The 20,283-nt window shown below is 48.7% G+C and carries 17 protein-coding genes; 16 read left to right on the top strand and 1 reads right to left on the bottom strand.

Annotated elements, in window-relative coordinates; genetic code table 11:
- The first annotated feature begins 8 nt into the window (after positions 1-8).
- A complete protein-coding gene (locus GCU44_RS08635) occupies positions 9-782 on the top strand; it encodes a S1/P1 nuclease (protein WP_174238242.1) in 774 nt (257 codons plus the stop codon).
- Between the two features lie 3 nt (positions 783-785).
- Here GCU44_RS08635 and GCU44_RS08630 read toward each other — a convergent pair whose 3' ends face one another.
- The gene (locus GCU44_RS08630; protein ID WP_154855939.1) at positions 786-1,478 is read right to left on the bottom strand and encodes a ComF family protein; all 693 of its coding nucleotides are present in this window, start codon (positions 1,476-1,478) and stop codon (positions 786-788) included.
- A gap of 146 nt (positions 1,479-1,624) precedes the next feature.
- Between GCU44_RS08630 and GCU44_RS08625 the strand changes: the two genes are divergently transcribed.
- The 15 genes from GCU44_RS08625 to GCU44_RS08555 all read left to right on the top strand — a co-directional run bounded on the left by GCU44_RS08625 (position 1,625) and on the right by GCU44_RS08555 (position 20,282).
- A complete protein-coding gene (locus tag GCU44_RS08625; RefSeq protein ID WP_092172717.1) occupies positions 1,625-1,987 on the top strand; it encodes a hypothetical protein in 363 nt (120 codons plus the stop codon).
- Entirely contained in the window at positions 1,984-2,757 is a 774-nt protein-coding gene (locus tag GCU44_RS08620; protein WP_154855937.1) for an exodeoxyribonuclease III, read from the top strand. The genes GCU44_RS08625 and GCU44_RS08620 overlap by 4 nt, the downstream gene beginning before the upstream one ends.
- Positions 2,758-2,782: 25 nt before the next feature.
- Positions 2,783-3,184 carry an ATP-binding protein gene (locus GCU44_RS08615; protein WP_092170846.1) on the top strand — a complete coding sequence of 134 codons (402 nt, stop codon included), beginning with the start codon at positions 2,783-2,785 and terminating at the stop codon, positions 3,182-3,184.
- Between the two features lies 1 nt (position 3,185).
- Positions 3,186-3,650: an rRNA maturation RNase YbeY gene (gene ybeY, locus GCU44_RS08610; protein ID WP_154855934.1), complete on the top strand. Its 465-nt coding sequence runs from the start codon at positions 3,186-3,188 to the stop codon at positions 3,648-3,650.
- A gap of 32 nt (positions 3,651-3,682) precedes the next feature.
- The gene (gene mnmG, locus GCU44_RS08605) at positions 3,683-5,551 is read left to right on the top strand and encodes a tRNA uridine-5-carboxymethylaminomethyl(34) synthesis enzyme MnmG (protein ID WP_154855932.1); all 1,869 of its coding nucleotides are present in this window, start codon (positions 3,683-3,685) and stop codon (positions 5,549-5,551) included.
- A 1-nt stretch (position 5,552) separates the two neighbouring features.
- On the top strand, positions 5,553-6,440 hold the full coding sequence (locus GCU44_RS08600; RefSeq protein ID WP_154855930.1) for a class I SAM-dependent methyltransferase: 888 nt from the start codon (positions 5,553-5,555) through the stop codon (positions 6,438-6,440).
- The gene (locus GCU44_RS08595) at positions 6,437-8,188 is read left to right on the top strand and encodes an Ig-like domain-containing domain (RefSeq protein ID WP_154855928.1); all 1,752 of its coding nucleotides are present in this window, start codon (positions 6,437-6,439) and stop codon (positions 8,186-8,188) included. The genes GCU44_RS08600 and GCU44_RS08595 overlap by 4 nt, the downstream gene beginning before the upstream one ends.
- A 665-nt stretch (positions 8,189-8,853) precedes the next feature.
- A complete protein-coding gene (locus GCU44_RS08590; protein ID WP_154855926.1) occupies positions 8,854-9,285 on the top strand; it encodes a MarR family winged helix-turn-helix transcriptional regulator in 432 nt (143 codons plus the stop codon).
- Between the two features lie 423 nt (positions 9,286-9,708).
- On the top strand, positions 9,709-12,114 hold the full coding sequence (locus GCU44_RS08585) for a 3-hydroxyacyl-CoA dehydrogenase/enoyl-CoA hydratase family protein (protein ID WP_154855924.1): 2,406 nt from the start codon (positions 9,709-9,711) through the stop codon (positions 12,112-12,114).
- 123 nt (positions 12,115-12,237) lie between these two features.
- The gene (locus GCU44_RS08580) at positions 12,238-13,410 is read left to right on the top strand and encodes a thiolase family protein (RefSeq protein WP_154855922.1); all 1,173 of its coding nucleotides are present in this window, start codon (positions 12,238-12,240) and stop codon (positions 13,408-13,410) included.
- Positions 13,411-13,465: 55 nt separating this feature from the next.
- A complete protein-coding gene (locus tag GCU44_RS08575) occupies positions 13,466-15,277 on the top strand; it encodes an acyl-CoA dehydrogenase family protein (RefSeq protein WP_154855920.1) in 1,812 nt (603 codons plus the stop codon).
- A gap of 39 nt (positions 15,278-15,316) precedes the next feature.
- The gene (locus GCU44_RS08570) at positions 15,317-15,838 is read left to right on the top strand and encodes a DinB family protein (protein ID WP_154855918.1); all 522 of its coding nucleotides are present in this window, start codon (positions 15,317-15,319) and stop codon (positions 15,836-15,838) included.
- A gap of 264 nt (positions 15,839-16,102) precedes the next feature.
- Complete coding sequence (locus GCU44_RS08565) at positions 16,103-17,191, top strand: alkaline phosphatase family protein (protein WP_154855916.1); 1,089 nt, start codon at positions 16,103-16,105, stop codon at positions 17,189-17,191.
- Positions 17,188-18,870 carry a metallophosphoesterase family protein gene (locus GCU44_RS08560; RefSeq protein ID WP_154855914.1) on the top strand — a complete coding sequence of 561 codons (1,683 nt, stop codon included), beginning with the start codon at positions 17,188-17,190 and terminating at the stop codon, positions 18,868-18,870. The genes GCU44_RS08565 and GCU44_RS08560 overlap by 4 nt, the downstream gene beginning before the upstream one ends.
- Positions 18,867-20,282 (top strand): amidohydrolase family protein, encoded by a 1,416-nt coding sequence (locus GCU44_RS08555; RefSeq protein WP_154855912.1) that lies wholly within the window; start codon positions 18,867-18,869, stop codon positions 20,280-20,282. Before GCU44_RS08560 ends, GCU44_RS08555 begins: the two co-directional genes overlap by 4 nt.
- The last annotated feature ends 1 nt before the right edge of the window (position 20,283 follow it).

The raw sequence follows: 20,283 nt of genomic DNA, 5'->3' as shown, positions 1-20,283 counted from the left end.
GCACAGTCATGAAAAAAATCACACTTACCGTCCTGTTGGGTACCAGCCTGGTCGTTAGTAGTTTTGGATGGGGCCAGACCGGACACCGCGTCGTGGGGCAAATCGCTACCTGGCACCTGAATAAAAAAGCCGAACGTACGCTACAGCAACTCCTCGGCCCCGAATCCTTGGCCATGGTAGCCAATTGGATGGACGAGATCAAGTCTGATCCAGATTACCGCTTTATGGATCCCTGGCATTACCTGACCGTCAAGACAGGAGCAGACGGTTACGATCCCTCCCTGCAGGAGGCGGGAGGCGATGCCTTTAGCCAAACCAAAAAGATCATCTCCGCCCTTCGCGAAGGGAAATTGGATCCAACATCCAACGTTGAATACGTCAAAATGCTCGTTCATCTGGTGGGAGACCTTCACCAACCGCTTCATGTGGGTACGGGAGAAGACCGGGGAGGAAACGAGGTAAAACTGAGCTATTTCAATCAGCCTACCAACCTACATGCCGTCTGGGATACCCGAATCATCGATGGCAAGAATCTGAGCTACACGGAACTTGCCGAACACCTGAATCGGAGAGCGAACAGCGAGCTCATACGGTCCTACCAAAGCGATCCCCTGGAAAAATGGCTTCAGGAGGCCGTGGATTTACGCCCACTGATTTACGATTTACCGGAAGATAAACGAATTTTTTACGAGTACGGGTACCGATGCTATCCAGTAATCGAAGAACGTTTATTGGCAGCAGGGATCCGATTGGCAGGAATTTTAAACGAGTTGTTTGGCTAGCAATCATTTTCCGGCAGCCAATACGGCAAAATCAATGCTTTCAGGCTCATATTGCTGTATAGCGAGTGCGCAGGCGGCAAGCGTAGCGCCCGTGGTCATAACGTCGTCCACTATCAACAAACGCTGATCCAAAACCTCTTTAGGAAAGGAGACGGTAAATACGTCACTTACATTCTCCCATCGTTCCATTCGATTCTTGTTCGTTTGGCTCTGGGTGGGTATTTCGCGAATCAAGAGACTCCTGCAAGACAGGGCCAGGGATTCCGCCATTCCCAGGGCCAATTCCTCGCTTTGGTTGTAACCCCTTGCTTTCCGCTTTTTCGCATGCAATGGCACCGGTACCAGTGCGTCCCAGCAGTTGTCGTACCCATGCTCCTTCAGTAAATCCCCATACATGTATCCCAAGCGCCGGGCCAGAAAAGGCTTGTTTTTGTATTTAATGTGATGCAGAATTTTCTGACTCATTCCGTTTTTGGAAAACCGAAGGTACGAAATGACTTTGGTTACCGGAGCAAGACCCAATACCTTGTTTTTAAGGTCATTATCTTCGGGAAGCAGGTGATAATCCGTGCGGGGAAGACGAGCAATACAGAACCTGCAAAGCTGATTTTCAAAGGGGAAGAGGCTGCGTTTGCAGATACAACAGGTTTCGGGAAAAACCAAAGACATAAAATCCTGCCAATAATTGAAACGCATACCTAAAATGGGTTGTTTATACGTATTGAGCCGTTTAACCTGTTATCTTTGTATTGCATTCGTACAAATGAAGGTAGCAAAAATACCCAACAGATAAAAGAGGCATTTCGGCGATAAACCAACGGAAGAAATTTACACGTATGGCATTGATAAAAAAAGATTTGGACCTTGAAAAGCGGTGGGGTAAACTGCTGGAGGGTTTACAGCAATTGCTTGGAAAAAAACCCAGCGACTTAAATGCCGTATTGTTTATCATCGGCGTACAGGAGTTGGGAAGCGGACCCAAAAATTTTTCCAAAGAAGAAAAACAGGATTTGATGCATATCGCTGTATGCCGGGTGCTTAGTCAATCGGGGTTTTACTCCCTGGATTTTATTGATCAGGACGGGTGGCCGCATTGGAAATTAGAAAAAACCTTGCCACATTTGGATGCAGCACAACAGGAAAAAATGCTCAAAATCCATGTGTTGGAATATTTTGAAGAGGAATTTGAAATAGACATCAAATGAAGATCGTATCCTACAATGTCAATGGAATTCGGGCGGCCATGAAAAAAGGCTTTCTTGACTGGCTTAAGGCGAGCGATCCAGATATCCTTGGTTTGCAGGAAATCAAATCGCTCGAGAACCAAATTGATGTATCGGTGTTTGAAGACCTGGGTTATCACGTATACTGGTACCCGGCGGTGAAGAAAGGGTACAGTGGCGTAGCTATTTTAACGAAACAGAAACCTTCACAGATTACCTATGGAATGGGCATCGCTGACTACGATGACGAGGGGAGGATGATTCGGGCGGATTATTCTGATTTCTCATTTATCAGTGCCTATTTTCCTTCGGGCACCACCGGAGACGTACGGCAAGATTTCAAGTACCGCTTCCTCCATGATATTTACGGATACAGCCAGGATTTGATCGGCGAGCATCCAAATTTGATTCTTAGTGGGGATTATAATATTTGCCACAAGCCGATTGACATACACAATCCCATTGCGAATAAAAATACCTCTGGGTTTTTACCTGAGGAACGCGCATGGATGGATAAGTTTACCAATTCCGGTTTTACGGACAGTTTCCGACTTCTTAACCAATCGGCCGATCAGTACACCTGGTGGAGCTACCGGGCCAATTCCCGGGCGAATAACAAAGGATGGCGCATTGATTACCACATGACTACTCCATCGATAAGCGAGCGTGTGACAGGAGTGGACATTTTAACAGCAGCCGACCATTCCGATCATTGCCCCATACAGCTAACGTTAGGAGATATTACTAAATAAATCATGATTAAAGCCTAAACCATCAATGAAATCAATAAAAATATCAATCCCATCTTTGATTGAAAATATTACAATCATTGAGAGTTTCATTGATAATGCCAAAGAAAAATTTCATATCAACGATGATATTTATGGCAATATCATGATTTCCGTAACGGAGTGTGTGAGCAATGCCATCATTCACGGCAACAAAGAAAACAAAAAGAAGAACGTTCGTTTGGAATTAAAATTTCTGGAGGATCAATTAAAATTCATTATCGAGGATGAGGGAGATGGGTACGACTACCATCACCTAAACGATCCGACCGCTCCGGAGAACCTGGAAAAATCCGGGGGAAGGGGAGTATTTATCATGAAGCATCTCTGTGACGAAATTCAATTTGAGAAGGAGGGAAGCCGGATCATTCTCACTTTCTACATGAATTAAGATGGCTATCAACTTCTTCGAAGAAGGGATAAACGCAAAGCTCAAGCAGCGAAGGCAAATAAAACAGTGGGTAAAGGAAATCGCTGCAGAGAAAGGATTTCGGATACACTCGTTAAATTATGTGTTTTGTTCCGACGACTATTTGTACGATATCAATCGAGCCTACCTAAAGCACGATACGTATACCGATATTATTACCTTTGACCAATCCGAACAAGAAGGGACACTTGAAGGCGATGTATTTATTAGTGTGGACCGTGTAAGCGACAACGCAAACAAACAGGCTGAGCCTTACGGTACCGAGCTTCTTCGCGTGATCGTCCACGGTCTATTGCACCTGTGCGGATACAAAGACAAAACCGCTGCCGACAAACAACGCATGCGGACCGAGGAAGACAAAGCTTTGGCACGGTACTCAAATCTAACTGTTCCACGTGGAACACCAAAGAACCAAAACCAGATCTAGACTGTTCCACGTGGAACACCAACAAGAAATCTATGTTTCCAATATACGATGTAATAGTAGTAGGAGCGGGACACGCGGGATGTGAAGCTGCCCATGCGGCAGCCAAGATGGGTTCCCGCGTTTTGCTCTGTACCATGAACATGAACACCATCGCTCAAATGTCCTGTAACCCCGCTATGGGAGGGGTGGCTAAAGGGCAAATCGTACGGGAGATCGACGCACTTGGTGGCAAGTCGGGTATCATTTCAGATAAATCCACGATTCAATTCCGCATGCTGAATCGATCCAAGGGTCCGGCCATGTGGTCTCCGCGAACCCAAAATGACCGCATGCGCTTTGCGGAGGAGTGGCGGCTCAGCCTGGAGGCGACGGAAGGTGTTGACTTCTGGCAGGAAATGATCACGGATTTACTCGTGAAGGACCATCGGGTACTTGGTGTTAAAACCAGCCTGGGATTGGAAATACGGGGAAAGTCGGTTGTGCTGACCAACGGTACCTTTTTAAACGGTATCATTCATATCGGTGAAAAGCAAATGGGAGGGGGGCGAACCGGTGAACGGGCCGCTAAAGGTATCACCGAAACACTCGTGTCCCTTGGTTTTGAATCGGGGCGCATGAAAACCGGAACACCGCCACGTGTCGACGGCCGCAGCCTAAATTACAAACGCATGGAAGTACAGGAAGGGGATGCTCGCCCGGAAAAATTCTCCTACTCCTCCGAAACCTCCCCGGTTACCCAACAGCGAAACTGCTGGATCACCTATACCAACAAAGCTGTACACGAACAGCTGGAAACCGGTTTCGACCGATCACCCATGTTCAATGGGCGGATTCAAGGCATCGGCCCCCGGTATTGTCCATCCATTGAAGATAAAATCAATCGTTTTGCCGAGCGGGAACGCCACCAGATCTTTGTAGAACCGGAGGGATGGAACACGGTGGAAATCTACGTAAACGGCTTTTCTACGTCCCTACCCGAAGACGTACAGTACAAAGCCCTGCGGAAAATTCAGGGATTCGAAAACGCAAAAATGTTCCGGCCAGGGTATGCCATCGAATACGATTACTTCCCGCCAACACAACTGAAACTAACCCTAGAGACCCAACTGGTTGAAAACCTCTTTTTTGCCGGACAAATAAACGGTACCACTGGATACGAAGAGGCAGCATGCCAGGGACTCATCGCTGGCATGAACGCGCACAATAAAGTAACCGAAAAAGATCCGTTTATCATCAAACGATCCGAAGCTTACATCGGCGTACTTATCGATGACCTGATCAATAAAGGTACCGAAGAACCCTACCGCATGTTCACTTCACGGGCCGAATTCCGACTCCTTCTACGCCAGGACAACGCTGATCTACGCCTTACGGCATTGGGATACGCACAAGGACTAGCCGAAGAAGAACACTACCAGCAAATGAAGGAAAAAGAACAAGAAACCGAAGCACTCGTAAGCAAACTACAGCAAATTCGCTACAGCCCTGACGACATCAATAGCCAATTGGAAAAACTGGGAACGGCCACTATCAAGGAAAAAACTACGGCCGATAAGCTTCTTAAACGCCCACACATCGGCCTAAAGGAACTGATCGAAAATAGTCCTTCTACTATTCAAGATGAACTCTCTAGCTATTCGCAACCGGCACGCGAACAGGCAGAGATCCAAATCAAATATGCATCCTATATCGAAAAGGAACGACAAATGGTCGATAAAATGAGCCACCTGGAAAACCTGAATATCCCCTCAAGCTTGGACTACGCAGCCATAAAGGCCCTTTCCGCCGAAGGCCGACAAAAATTAGGACGGATCCGGCCCGAGACCTTGGGTCAAGCGTCCAGAATAAGCGGGGTATCACCCGCCGATATGTCTATTTTGACCATTTATTTAGGAAGGTAACATGTACGAACGATTAACCAAATGCCCATTGTGCAAAAGCGGGCTATTTATTAATCACATCATCGTAGAGGATAAAGCCATAAGTAAGGAATCGTTTATCATCTGTGCCTGTAAGAATTGCGAGCTGTGGTTTACCAACCCCCGCCCAGACCCCGAAAACAGTATCCACTACTATTCCTCTGATCGATACATTTCCCATCAAAAACAAAGCAAAGGAATAACCGATCTGGTCTATAAGCTTGTTCGAAGGTATACCATGCGCCAGAAGATGCGGTGGATTACCGACCGGTATCCGAGGAAAGGAAGACTACTCGACTTTGGCTGCGGCGTAGGTCACTTTGTCAAAGCCTGCCAGACCAACGGGTGGAATGCCTTCGGAATCGAACCCAACCCAACCGCTGCAGCAATTGCAACAAATACCCTGGGAATACCATTAATTGCCGATTTACCTGCGCTCGCACAGCAAAAGAAATTTGATATCATTACCCTATTTCATGTACTCGAACACATACATTCACTGAACAAAACACTGAAACTACTCCTGGATCGCTTGAAAAAAAGAGGCCTCCTTTTCATCGCCGTTCCTAATAGGGATTCAGCTGACGCCACTGCATTCAAGGAAAACTGGGCGGCATGGGATGTACCCCGACACCTCTACCATTTCAATACCCGTTCCATGCAGCACCTGGCCGAACGACACGGCTGTAGGATCGTCGAAATCCTACCAATGAAATTCGATGCCTATTACGTTTCCTTACTCAGCCATCAGTACATCGGATCACCAAACCGTTTTTACAAGGCAATCAGGGAGGGATATCGTTCTAACCGGGAAGCCAAAAAAAACGCAACTAATTATTCCAGTTTACTTTTTGTCCTAAAAAAGAAATGACAATCGCACTACGATACCTGCTGGCTTATACATTCCTACTCCTACTGAGCGCTTGCGCCAAGCAAAGCTCACCGATGGGCGGACCTAAAGACGAAGACCCTCCTATTTTGCTCGGTTCTACTCCAGCGGATCAAAGCACGAACGTGAAACCTAAAGAGATCACCCTCGATTTTGACGAATACGTTAACCTGGAAAATCCCAGCCAGTCCATTATTATTACTCCAAAAATCGATACCGATAAGGTCGAATTCCTGGCTAACAAAAATCGCGTGACCATCACATTAAATCAGGAACTGGAAGACACCACCACCTACCTGTTTAACTTCCAAAAAAGTGTCCAGGACATAACCGAAAAGAACCCCGCAGAACGCCTTAAACTCGTCTTTTCTACGGGTCCCACTATTGATAGCCTTACACTATCGGGCACCGTCGATTTTATACAACCCTATGACCGACCGAACGTCGAGGATGTACTGGTAGGGCTTTACCGCGCCTCGGACACAACGGACCTGTTTACGGCAACTCCTTACTATATCACCCAACCGGACTCAGCAGGAAACTTTACCATCACCAACATCAAGTCAGGTAAATTTCGAGCATATGCCTGGTACGACGATAATAACTCATCAAAGGCCGAATACCGGAACGAAGCATATGGGTTCGTCAACGACACACTTACCATTAACACCAACCTAGAAAACCTGCACATCAACCTTTCGAAAGCCAATCTCTCCGAACTAAAAATCAATCGATCTTCCAGCAGCGGGACAAACTACGACATCCTACTCAGTAAACCGATCGTAGATTTATCCATTGACCATCCCGAGAAAAACCAGAGCCTTTTTTACCGAATCAAAGAAAATACCCTGCGCCTTTACCATAGGAACCTTCGTCAAGACAGCACACAGGTTCGCATTCAGCTCACCGATTCCATTGGCACCCAACTAGACACCCTCTTGTACGCAACTTTTCTGGAAAGTGACCGAAACAAGGAAGCTTTACAAATAACCACCAATACTGGAACCGACTACTTGAATGAAGTAAAGGCTGTTCTCACATTCAATAAACCTTTGTATCGAATAGCGTATGACTCCCTTTACTTCTCTTACGACACCGCTGGAAGAATCCCGATAACGCCTAACATGACCAGCCTTACCGACAGCAGTAAAACCCGAACCGAACTGATAATTACCCACCCATTAGCAGATACACTTACCATAAATACCCTTACATTACACGCAAGCGATTCCACCTTCCAGGACATTGACGACCAATGGAACTCAGAACCGGTAAAGGCGACCTATTCCAAATTAAAAACAGATAACCTCGCTGACGGCATATCGGGCACGGTGGCCACGAACGAAAGACCGCTTATTGTTCAACTCCTCGATCGAAACGGCAACCTGGTAGCTGAACGCTACCTCATTGATACAAATACTTTTTCTTTCACCGGCATTGAAGCCACCACCTACAAGATCCAGGTTATTGTTGATCTCAACCGCAATAAACGATGGGACCCCGGTAACTATCGTCGATCGGTCCAGCCTGAGCCGATATATTATTTCTACGATCCAGAGACAGAGAGCGAGGAATTAATTGTACGTGGGGGCTGGACATTAGAAGACCTGCTTATTAGCCCACGACCAAAAACCGGATTCCCGCGACCGGAACCTGTACTCCACAAGCACCAACCGATTAAAATCCCTCTAGATGTACTAGATATTACCGAAGAAGATCTAAACAATTGACTATCAATAATATAAGGTATATAGACACCCATTTCTAAAAGTGTTGACAACCACCAGGCCAACGGGGATAACTTTACAAACTCATGCTGCCGTACACACCGCAACTACCCCGGAACAACACGAAAAAAGACACGAGAAATTTGCTGGGGATAATCCTCCATTTATAAACAGGTTTCCACCAACCTACCCACAAAACGTTATCCAGATAAGCCCTTACCCTTTTTTTCCACATTCCACCCACCAATGAAATAACCTACTCATTTCAAGAAATTTACCCAAACAACTACGGTGGATAATATGTGCGTACACACTGCCTAACACCAACAAACTGTCAACAACCGCTATATCCATTCAGTTACCCACTTATCCACTCCTTAATAGTACCAACTATTTTCTTTAAGATTAAAACTCAAATTACAATAGAGATGTGCATAAGCCTAATGCGCCGCTCATTTTTGATCATTGGCTTTTTAACAAAAAAGCTGGTACAAAAGCTACAGCATCCGTTCAGTCTTTTGCAAAAGGTAAACGATTTTTGTTTGAACCAGCTGTTTTTCGAGGGGCACAGTCACAGCTCTGATGCAAACGAATTCATCTGCAGAAAAAGAGCCTATTTATTATGCATGCCTAATTATTTTTTGTAAATTGATGGAATCAATGTCACGATGAAAAAAGAAGAAACCATCGATTACCATATTAAAACCTGTTGGCACTCCATTTCTAGAATTTACAACCAGCAAGCGCAAAAGGAAGGAATTACCGCATCCATGGGGTTTGTATTGATAAATATCCACTCTACGGAGGGAACAGCAGCGACGAAAATAGCTCCCATGATGGGATTGGAAAGCAGAAGTCTGACACGGATCCTAAAGTCAATGGAGGAGCGAAAATTGATACTCAAACAACCCGATGAGCTGGATAGGCGCTCGGTTCGTATTTTCTTAACCGATCTGGGAAAGCAAAAAAAGGTAGTAGCGGTAAAAACGATAAAAGAGTTTAACGAAAAAGTGCGGAATGCGTTAACAGAAAAGGAGATGACGAACTTCTTTTCATTGTTTGATAAACTTCATCGAGTAATAGACTTGATTCAAAAATAACCGCAGGTATTGGACGTGATTTGCCGAAAATACCCAAACTATACTTGAAATCTAGCCTGCTTAGCAGACAGGCATGGCATGACGCAAACGGCATACAAAGGAACGATTACTAACCATGCGAAGATTCCCCCGATGTGATCGGGACAGGCATCTGACCATTAAAAACAAGTATAAACAGATGAAATCGAGCCTGCCTACTGGACAGGCAGGCCTGACGTTCCCGTCACACAGAGGAGCGATTACTAACCATGCGAAGATTCCCTCGATGTGATCGGGACAGGCATCTGACCATTAAAAACAATTATAAACACATGAAATCTAGCCTGCCTACCGGACAGGCAGGCATGACGCAAGCGACCCACGGAGGGATGATTAGAAAGCATGCGAGATTCCATGTGGCAACTTAGGGACAATTATAAACACATGAAACAAACGATTAAAAAAGTAGCTGTTTTAGGTTCCGGAATAATGGGATCGAGAATCGCCTGTCATTTTGCAAATATCGGGGTGGAAGTCTTGCTGTTAGACATGGTACCCAAGGCCCCCTCCGAAAAAGAGCAGGAAAAGGGCTTGACTCTGGAGGACAAAGCCGTACGGAATCGCATAGTCAACGAGGCGTTGCAGCAAGCCCTTGCGTCAAAGCCCTCACCCATTTATTTGTCCGACGACGCTAAGCGGATAAAAACCGGAAATTTTGACGATGACCTATCGGGCATCTCCGCCTGTGATTGGATCATTGAAGTGATCATCGAGAATTTAGAAATAAAACAGGGTCTCTTTGAAAAGGTCGAGAAACATCGTAAACCGGGAACATTAATTACCTCCAACACTTCGGGTATACCCATTCATTTAATGGCTGACTCCCGTTCCCGGGATTTTCAGGAGTGTTTTGCCGGAACGCACTTTTTTAACCCACCCCGGTATTTGCAGTTGTTGGAAATTATTCCAGGTCCGGCTACCCTGCCCGAACATGTGTCTTTTTTGATGGATTATGGAAGTCGGTATTTGGGAAAGGAAACAGTGCTTTGCAAAGACACACCTGCTTTTATCGCCAACCGGATAGGAGTATATGCGATCATGGCAGCTATCCACCAGATAGAAAAAATGGGACTAGGCGTATCCGAAGTGGACAAAATGACGGGAACGGTGATAGGACGAGCAAAATCGGCCACTTTTAGAACGCTGGATGTCGTCGGATTAGATACCACAGTACATGTGGCGACGAATCTTTACAAGGTACTTGAGCACGATGAATCACGTGATGCCTTCAAACTCCCCAAAAGTGTGCAGGTGCTGAGTGAAAACAACTGGTACGGCGACAAAAGTGGAAAGGGTTTCTTTCACATGATTCGGCATGAAAACGGACAAAAAGAATTAAAAGAAATTGATTTTCAGACGTATGAATACAAACCGGCTGAAAAACCAAAAATAGAAGCCCTGGAAAAGGCTAAAGGGATCGATCAGTTAAAAGAGCGGATACGGTTTTTGGTAAATTACCAGGACAAGGCCGGAGAATTTTACCGGGCCACATTTTACGATCTATTTCGCTATTGTTCTTTCCGCATTCCTGAAATAGCCGATGAGTTGTACCGCATAGATCAGGCCGTATCTGCAGGTTTTGGTTGGGAATACGGACCTTTCGAAAACTGGGATATTTTAGGTGTCAAAGACACGCTTTCTAAAATGGAAGCAGCTGGGCAAAAGCCGGCGCCCTGGGTTTACGAAATGATTGAAGCGGGGATTGGGTCGTTTTACAAAGTGGAAGACGGCAAGCGCCATTACTACGACCAGACCTCCAAGGCTTATAAGGAAATTCCCGGACTGGAGGAATTTATACTGCTGGATACGTTGAAAGCGGCTGGTAAGAAAGTCTGGGGAAATGAGGGTGCAACGTTATTTGATTTGGGTGACGATGTACTCGGTCTGGAATTTCATACGAAAATGAATTCCATCGGTCAAGAAGTGGTAGCCGGGATTAACACGGCCATTAGCATGGCAGAGAAATCCTACAAAGGACTGGTAATCGGTAATGAGGGCGCCAACTTCTCTGCGGGGGCCAATCTGGCCATGCTCTACATGTTTGCAGGAGATAGGGATTTCGATGAGATCAATCTGATGATCGCCCAGTTTCAAAATACGATGATGCGTGCCCGGTACTCTTCTGTCCCGGTAGTGGTCGCACCTCATAATATGGCGCTTGGCGGAGGATGCGAACTTTCCTTACATGCCGACAAAATTCAAGCCCATGCCGAATTGTACATGGGCCTGGTAGAAGTAGGTGTTGGCTTGATTCCAGCTGGAGGAGGTACCAAAGAAATGGTAGCCAGGGTGTCAAAAAACTTGGTCGCCGGAGATGTGGAATTGAACCGGCTGCAGGAAGTCTTTATGAATATCGCAACGGCAAAGGTATCCACTTCTGCGGCGGAGGCAAGATCCCTCGGTTACCTGGAACAAAAAGATGCCGTGTCAATAAATAGAAAGCGGCAGCTTGCGGCAGCGAAAGAACAGGTATTGTTGCTTGCCGATGCAGGCTATACACAGCCGGTAGAAAATACCGCGATCCGTGTTCTGGGAAAATCGTCCCTGGCCTTGATCGAAGCCGGCATTACGGGCATGCGTTACGGCAAGTACATTTCCGAACACGATGCGAAGATTGCGCAAAAATTGGCCTGGGTCATGAGTGGTGGGGACTTGTCCGCACCGATAACCGTAAGCGAACGTTACCTATTGGATTTGGAGCGGGAAGCTTTTCTGAGTTTGACAGGGGAGCAGAAAACACTCGAACGGATTCACAGCATTTTGTTTAAAGGCAAACCCTTAAGAAACTGATTCACCGAAAAAACGGTCAACTGAAACCGGAGTTAGCTCTTCCCTGGTTTTTGCTTTGGAAGCAAGGGGTCGGCAGCACATTCAGTTTACCGACAAACTAGTGCCACACCAAACGAAGAAAAAATGGATGCATACATCATAAACGGTTACAGATCCGCAGTAGGAAAAGCAAAGAAAGGCAGTTTTCGATTCTACCGTCCGGACGACCTGGCGGCGGATGTTATCAAATACCTACTCGCCCATACACCGGGTTTGGAAAGTAAACGGGTGGACGACCTGATCGTAGGAAATGCCATTCCCGAGGCGGAACAAGGGATGCAGATGGGGCGAATGATCTCCCTGCTTGCCCTTGGAGAAGAAACTCCCGGTTTTATAGTCAATCGCTATTGTGGTTCCGGCTTGGAGGCGATCGCATTGGCAACCGCAAAGATCAACATGGGCATGGCAGATTGCATCATTGCTGGCGGGACGGAATCCATGTCCCTGTTGCCAATGATGGGACACAAGACAGCCTTAAATTATTCCATAGCCCGGCAAAACCCGGATTATTACCTAAGTATGGGATTGACAGCCGAAGAATTGGCCAAAGATTACCAGGTGAGTAGGGAAGATTCCGATCAATTTTCTGTCCAATCCCATGAAAAGGCCTTAAAAGCCATCGGGGAAGGACGTTTCAAAGACGAGATTGTGCCCGTGAAAGTGGAAGAAACCTACCTGGATGCCAACGAAAAAAGACAGACGCGGACGTTTACCGTGGACACAGACGAAGGACCCCGACCGGGGACCAGTATGGAAGTATTGGCAAAATTGAAACCGGTGTTTAAACAAGGAGGACAGGTTACCGCCGGCAACTCTTCCCAGACATCTGATGGCGCCGCTTTTGTGGTGGTGATGTCGGAACGAATGATGAAAGAACTGAGCCTGGAACCCATGGCTCGCCTACTTTCCTATTCGGTAGCAGGCGTTGAGCCCCGAATCATGGGAATCGGACCCAAGTATGCCGTCCCCAAAGCCCTGAAGCAAGCAGGGCTATCGTTGCAGGACATCGATTTGATCGAATTGAATGAAGCGTTCGCAGCTCAGGCATTGACCGTAATCCGGGCATTGGATTTTGATCCGGACATCGTCAACGTAAACGGGGGAGCCGTTGCATTGGGGCATCCATTGGGTTGTACCGGTGCCAAGCTATCGGTTCAGATACTGAATGAATTGAAAAAACGCCAGAAAAAATACGGACTGGTAACCGCCTGTGTTGGAGGTGGGCAAGGGGTAGCTGGCGTCTTCGAGCGCTATTGAAATACCGAACACCACAGCAGTTTGAAGCCAATGTAGGTTACTAAATGAACAAACTATGGAAGAATTACGCAAGAAAAACAGTTTGAATGGTGGCGAATTCCTTATCAAGGAAACCGCGGCCACCGATATTTTTATTCCAGAATCATTTAGTGAAGAACAAATGATGATGGCGGAAGCCTGCCAGGATTTTATGGATCGGGAAATCCTGGCCCGAATGGACGAAATTGATAGCATGGAGCATCCGGATTTGGTGCCTTCCATTTTGAAAAAGGCGGGGGAATTGGGCCTACTGGCCATTTCCGTTCCCGAAACCTATGGGGGATTGGGGATGAGCTTCAACACCTCCATGCTAATAGCCGATATCATTGGAGCCGCCGGTTCGTTTTCCACGACGTATGGCGCGCACACTGGAATCGGCATACTTCCTGTATTGTACTACGGAAATGATGCCCAAAAAGAAAAATACCTTCCCAAGCTTTCCAATGCCGAATGGGCTGCCTGCTATTGCCTTACCGAGCCGGATGCAGGTTCGGATGCGAATAGCGGGAAAACAAAGGCTACCCTAAATCCAGAAGGGACCCATTACCTGATCAACGGACAGAAAATGTGGATTTCCAATGCAGGATTTGCAGATTTTTTCATCGTTTTTGCAAAGGTGGAAGACGATGCCAACCTGTCCGCGTTCTTGGTAGAAAAAGGGTTTGGCGGAATCTCCATGAACGAAGAAGAACACAAAATGGGCATTAAGGGCAGTTCTACCCGCCAGGTATTTTTTAATGATTGCCCGGTACCGGTGGAAAATATGCTTTCCGAACGGGGCAATGGGTTTAAAATCGCAGTAAACATTCTGAATATTGGCCGCATCAAATTGGGTGCCGGGGTGTTGGGTGGTTGCCGTCGGGTATTGGGTCTCGCCATCCGTTATGCTTCCCAACGAAAACAGTTTGGTGTTACCATTGATTCATTTGGTGCCATACAAGCCAAGCTGGCTGAAATGGCGATTCGCACCTACGCTTGCGAATCCCTCTGTTACCGGGCGGGTCAGGATATCGAAGACCGCATTGACGCGCTGGAAGCGGAAGGCATGGATCCGGCAAAGGCCCGCTTAAAAGGCGTGGAGCAATTTGCCATTGAGTGTGCCATTGCAAAAGTACATGGCTCCGAGGTGCTGGATTACGTCGTGGATCAGGGTGTACAGATCTACGGAGGCATGGGCTATTCTGCGGAAGCTCCCATGGAACGGGCCTACCGGGATGCGCGTATTTCCCGAATTTACGAAGGGACCAACGAGATTAACCGGATGCTAATGGTAAGCATGTTGCTCAAACGGGCTTTGAAAGGGGAACTGGCCATTATGGGAGCTGCCAAAGAGGTGGCGGAAGAACTGAAGGGTGTACCGGACTTTTCCCAACCCGATTTTTCCCAACCGTTTTCAGCGGAAAAAGAGCTGCTGAAAAATCTGAAAAAAGTATTTTTGATGATCGGCGGACAGGCCACCAATAGCCTGGGTGAAAAACTGGAGCGGGAGCAAGAGTTATTGATGCACCTGGCCGATATCCTGATCGAAATCTACGCGGCCGAATCCACCCTGCTGCGTACGGAAAAACTTCTCGCCGAAAAAGGCGAAGAAGCGGTGAACTACCAGCGTGCCGTAAGTACTGTGTACTTGTATGAAGCCGTTGAACGAATTCAGGCAGCCGGGAAGGAAGCCATTCTATCGTTCGCTACCGGAGACGAACAAAAATTTCTTCTGCTGGGATTGAAGCGATTTACCCGCTACGGAGAGCAAATCAATCCTACCAAGCTCAGAAGAGATATTGCTCAGGCACTGATAGCCGAAGGTAAGTATTTCTTCTTCCACGCCTGATGGATACACACCTGCACAAACCAGTCAAGCCAGAAACTCATGAGTAAGCCCGAAGTATGGTTGCGCGGACCCATTCCCGATATCCCGTTTCTTTTGCAGCCGGCAGCCCATGCCTTGCTACAAACCCTGGAAGAGGTACCTGCCTGCTTGCAGGATTTTCCTGAAGAACGTTTGTGGGAACGTACCGCAGGAAGGGCTTCGGTAGGATTCCATCTGCTGCACCTAGCTGGCGTACTGGACCGCTTGCTTACCTATGCAGATGGAAAGCAATTGAATGAGGCCCAACTGGAATACCTCCAGCGCGAGTCGAAACCCCACCCGGATCTCAGCAGCGAATCCCTTGTTTATCGCTTTGAGCAAAAGGTATTGGAGACGCTGGAAATTTTTAAACGAAGCAGCGAGCCCACACTTCGGCAGTCCCGTCTGGTGGGCCGAAAAAAACTCCCAAGCACGGTCCTGGGTCTCTATTTTCATGCTGCCGAACACAGCCAGCGGCATTTGGGGCAGCTATTGGTAACCGCAACGGTTTTGAAAACCCGACAAGCTCCGTCTGGTGAGTAGTAGCTGAATTCACCGCTACTTTTGATGCAGCAAATGGTTGCTGCTGAAAAGAATCGTCGAATCTTTTTTCGCTATCCCAGGGATGAAATTGGCAGAAAAAATCCCCTTTACGGGAATTTCAACCGCCTAAATTCCTATATTTAAACGGATAAACCAGCACCTGCCGTCAGCCCCACACAGTGGGATGAACGCCAACCCTGTGAGAAGCTATCCGCGTATACGGTCTGGGCTAAGGTACTCCCGCTAAAAACCACGTATAAACCGATGAAAAAAATATCCCTACTCCTGATTGGCTTTACGCTACCGCTTTGCATTGTCCACGCACAAAAAACGACTCAGACAGAAAACGTTTTCCTTATCACCGTAGATGGTCTGCGTTGGCAGGAGCTTTTTCGTGGCGCCGATTCCCTTTTCGTCGACGATACCGGGATGATCGAAAAGCAAGGGGCACTTCTTGAGGAATACTGGGATACAGATCCTGAGCGGCGCCGGGAACTACTGATGCCGTTTACCTGGTCCACGCTGGCCAAAGAGGGACAAATCCACGGCAATCGTTACCAGGGTAATCGGGTAGATTTGCGAAATACCATGCTTTTTTCCTATCCGGGTTACAACGAGATATTGACCGGTAGGGCAGATGATGCGCGCATCAATTCCAACGATAAAAACAACAATCCGAACGTTACCTTACTTGAATACCTGCAGCGGATGCCGGCCTACCAGGGGAAGGTATTGGCTTTTGGCAGCTGGGATGTGTTTCCCTATATTGTCAATACCGAGCGGAGCGGAATTCCCGTCAACGCCGGATTTGACATGGCGCAGGGACCCGACCTGACTGAAGGAGAACGTCTGATCAATCGCCTCCAGAAGGAAATTCGAGGTCCCTGGGCAGGCGTGAGGCTCGATCCCTTTACCCACCACTATGCCATGGAAGCAATCAAAAAGCAGCGGCCCAGGGCAGTGTTGATCGCCTATGGAGAGCCCGACGATTGGGCGCACGACAACCGCTACGACGAATACCTGCATTCCATTCGCCAATTTGACGCGTACCTGAAGGATCTATGGGAATACATTCAGTCGACTCCGGGCTACAAAGACAAAACAACGATGATCGTCACCACGGATCATGGGAGAGGAGTCGACAAAGCTACCTGGACGGGCCATGGAACGGCCATTCCCCGCTCCCGTGAAATCTGGATAGCAGCGATCGGGCCCGACAGCCCGGCCCTGGGTGCGTTAGAAAACGATGCGCAACTGTATGCGGCAATGATTCCGAGGACCATTTTCCAGCTGCTGGGATTGTCTTATCCAGGAGAAGGTGCAGACTCCGCGATTGACGCCCTGTTGCCATGAGCTTTCGGATCGCCTTTGCATGCCTGCTTTTTGTTTTTTCGGCCTGCCATTCCGGACCCGAAACCCCGACCTTCAAAGAGGTCTTTTTGCACGATGATCGGAAGGCCGAAGGTTTTTTTCACCCCCGATTGCCAGAAGATGCGCTGCAGGCCCTGGATTCCGGCTGGATGTATCTGGCCAGCGATTCCTTACCCGGGATAGATCGGGAATGGCCCGATCGTTTCTTAGAACCCCAGCCCGTATCCTTGCCCCACCGCCTTCCCCTACCCAATCATTCCCTTTGGTACCGCTGGGAAGGGATGCTGAAACCTGGAGTTCTGCTGATTGATGCAGACGATGGCGTTCAATGCTGGCTCAACGGAACGCGTATTCGCCGAGCCGAGGAGGGGGATTATTTTGTGGTACCTGCCAGCGGGAAAACCGAGCTGGGTCTTCGGGTGGTCAACAATGCCATGTCCGGAGGCTTGCGGCAGGTGCACTTTCTTTCTCAGGCAGACTACCTGGCCTGGCAGGAAAAGAGGGACCAAATCCGGGAAGGCTTTCTGGCGGACCGGAAAATGGAGTTGCTGCAAGACCCGGAACACCTGAAAAAATGCGAAGAATTGCCTTTCCCCGAACTGAAAGAACGTTTGGCCGAATACCCCATTTTATTTACTGAACCCGTTCTGATCTGGGGAACGGCTGGGATCCCCTTTATCCGCTGGGTGAGTGAATCTGCCGGGACAGCCTTGCTGCGAACCGAAGGCGGAGAGGTACTCCGGGTGGCGTCCAGCGACGGTGTGTTTACCCAACAAGTAAATCCGGGAGAAACGTTTTCGTTTGACCTACACCAAAACAAATCGTATCAGGGGAATTTTAGCCTGACCGCTCCGGATCCATCCGAGGCCAATATCCGCATGGCGCTATGGGGAGATTCGCAGGGGGGATGGAAAACCTTTCGAAAAATTGCCGATTCCATTCGTTCAAAGCAGGTCGATCTCAGTATTGGTGCGGGAGATTTGGTAAACAATGGTTCGGAAGCGTGGGCCTACCCGCGATTTTTGCAGCTGCTTTCCCGCATGCAAACCCCCCAATTGCTCGTGCCTGGTAATCACGATTACGACGGATATTACGACGACTTGCAGGCCAGACAGCTCCATCACTACCTGTTTTTGCCGGAAACGCCCACCTTTGCCATGCAGGTTTTTGGTCCCCTGGCCATTCTTAGCCTGGATCCGAACGTAAATTTTCCCGTATCCATTCCGGAAGGTACCCGGCAGCGGGAATGGCTGGAGAAACAGATGCAGTCCGAAGCCTGGCAAAATGCCCGGTGGAAAATGCTGCTCCTGCACCAGCCTCCCTATTCTCAGGGATGGCCTGCCTACGCGGGGGAATGGACGATTCGACAGCTATTGGAACCCTTTTTTCATCAAGGTCTCGTGGATCTCGTCGTAGCGGGCCATACACACGATTACGAGCGATTGTCTCTGGAATTTTCCGGTAATTCGGTACATTTTCTCGTAGTAGGCGGGGCCGGGGGAGGCCTGGAGCCCCAGGGCGAACAATCGCAGGCACCCCAAATGGACCGGCTGATCAAAAAACACCATTACGGCATACTGCAGGTTGATTCCACCCGGATGCAATTCAACGCCTACGACTTGGATGGAAATACCCTGGACGAATTCACCGCAAAAAAATGAACCCCATTACCGGACTTTACCTACTCGCACACCTATTGCTAAGCCTGGTTTCCAACCATCCCCCGGTAGTAGACAAGACGGATCGGCATTACCTCAAAACAGCCGCGGAGTCCATTGCGCTGGTCCATGCCAAAATCTTCGACGGTACGGGCAGTCCCGCCCGTTTGAATCAAACGGTCTTGATCGAAAACGGCCGCATTCTGGCAGTAGGCGCTAGCGCAGAATTGGCTGTACCGGCAGGTTACGAAACCTGGGATGCGTCGGGCATGACACTGGTGCCCGGCCTGATCGGCACCCATAACCACCTCCGCTTGCCCCAGCGAGCCATGCGCTACACCGGCCCAAAGCTATACCTGGCCTGTGGCGTCACCACCATCCAAACCTGCGGGACGGGTCATCCGGCCGAAGAATTGGCATTGGCCCGCGCCATCGGGGAAGGACGGTACCCGGGACCGGAGATTATTCCCTCCTCTCCCTATTTTACAGGGCCGGAGGGGAGGGATAATTTCGTGCGTTTCACCAATGAAAAACAAGTTCGGGACAGCATTCGCTACTGGGCCCGACAGGGTGTGGCTTGGTTTAAAGTGTACCGGAATACCCGACCGGAAGATCTTCGGATCATCGTAGACGAGGCACACCGGCAGGGGGCCAAAGTCACCGTACACCTCTGTGCAACGACCTACGCCGAGGCAGCACAAATCGGGATCGATGCCATCGAGCACGGCTTTATTCATGCGTTCGACTTCGCAGCGGGAAGGGTGCCGGGAACCTGCTCGGGCAGCACGGATTTCCGATCGAATCTGGATGCGAACGACCCGGCCGTTCAGGAATTGATTCAGCTGCTGATCGATCGGGAGGTGGCCATTTCCAGCACCCCGGCCATTATGGAAGCCCAGGCCAGGGGCTACGCCGACCAACCAAGCCTGGAAGCCATGGACCCCTTTCATGTCCGGGCTTATCAGCGCAGGCGGGAGGAAAGGGAGGCGCGCGGAAGCGAAGGGTATTTTAAAGAAGCCTGGCTGCTTCGATCGCTGCAGTTCGATCGGGCGTTTTTCCGGGCCGGAGGGCTTTTGACGGCGGGACCTGACCCCGGTCTGCACGTATTGCCCGGATACGGCGACCAAAAGAATTACGAGCTATTTATCGAGGCAGGATTCGAGCCAGAAGTGGCGGTACAGATCCTGACAGCCAACGGGGCCCGGCTATTGGGAAGGACGGATATCGGAAAAGTTCAATCGGGAATGCGTGCCAACCTACTTCTGCTTGATGGAGACTTGGAGCAAGATCCCCGGGTTATCCGAAAACCGTTCTTGGTTTTCAAAGACGGAAAGGGCTACGATCCCCAAAAACTACTTGAGGCGGTCAAAGGCAAAGTGGGCGGTGCCATGGACGATGCCTGGCGGGTCGATTGAA

The sequence above is a fragment of the Cyclobacterium xiamenense genome (assembly GCF_009467825.1).
Taxonomy (GTDB): domain Bacteria; phylum Bacteroidota; class Bacteroidia; order Cytophagales; family Cyclobacteriaceae; genus Cyclobacterium; species Cyclobacterium xiamenense.
The sequence above is the reverse complement of the archived record's forward strand: the minus strand, read 5'-3'. Positions and strand labels throughout refer to the sequence as shown.

Bases quoted from the DNA above. Each gene is read 5' to 3' on its own strand.
- GCU44_RS08635 (WP_174238242.1), top strand. From the start codon at position 9: ATGAAAAAAATCACACTTACCGTCCTGTTGGGTACCAGCCTGGTCGTT.
- GCU44_RS08630 (WP_154855939.1), bottom strand. From the start codon at position 1,478: ATGCGTTTCAATTATTGGCAGGATTTTATGTCTTTGGTTTTTCCCGAA.
- GCU44_RS08620 (WP_154855937.1), top strand. From the start codon at position 1,984: ATGAAGATCGTATCCTACAATGTCAATGGAATTCGGGCGGCCATGAAA.
- GCU44_RS08615 (WP_092170846.1), top strand. From the start codon at position 2,783: ATGAAATCAATAAAAATATCAATCCCATCTTTGATTGAAAATATTACA.
- ybeY (WP_154855934.1), top strand. From the start codon at position 3,186: ATGGCTATCAACTTCTTCGAAGAAGGGATAAACGCAAAGCTCAAGCAG.
- mnmG (WP_154855932.1), top strand. From the start codon at position 3,683: ATGTTTCCAATATACGATGTAATAGTAGTAGGAGCGGGACACGCGGGA.
- GCU44_RS08600 (WP_154855930.1), top strand. From the start codon at position 5,553: ATGTACGAACGATTAACCAAATGCCCATTGTGCAAAAGCGGGCTATTT.
- GCU44_RS08595 (WP_154855928.1), top strand. From the start codon at position 6,437: ATGACAATCGCACTACGATACCTGCTGGCTTATACATTCCTACTCCTA.
- GCU44_RS08590 (WP_154855926.1), top strand. From the start codon at position 8,854: ATGAAAAAAGAAGAAACCATCGATTACCATATTAAAACCTGTTGGCAC.
- GCU44_RS08585 (WP_154855924.1), top strand. From the start codon at position 9,709: ATGAAACAAACGATTAAAAAAGTAGCTGTTTTAGGTTCCGGAATAATG.
- GCU44_RS08580 (WP_154855922.1), top strand. From the start codon at position 12,238: ATGGATGCATACATCATAAACGGTTACAGATCCGCAGTAGGAAAAGCA.
- GCU44_RS08575 (WP_154855920.1), top strand. From the start codon at position 13,466: ATGGAAGAATTACGCAAGAAAAACAGTTTGAATGGTGGCGAATTCCTT.
- GCU44_RS08570 (WP_154855918.1), top strand. From the start codon at position 15,317: ATGAGTAAGCCCGAAGTATGGTTGCGCGGACCCATTCCCGATATCCCG.
- GCU44_RS08565 (WP_154855916.1), top strand. From the start codon at position 16,103: ATGAAAAAAATATCCCTACTCCTGATTGGCTTTACGCTACCGCTTTGC.
- GCU44_RS08560 (WP_154855914.1), top strand. From the start codon at position 17,188: ATGAGCTTTCGGATCGCCTTTGCATGCCTGCTTTTTGTTTTTTCGGCC.
- GCU44_RS08555 (WP_154855912.1), top strand. From the start codon at position 18,867: ATGAACCCCATTACCGGACTTTACCTACTCGCACACCTATTGCTAAGC.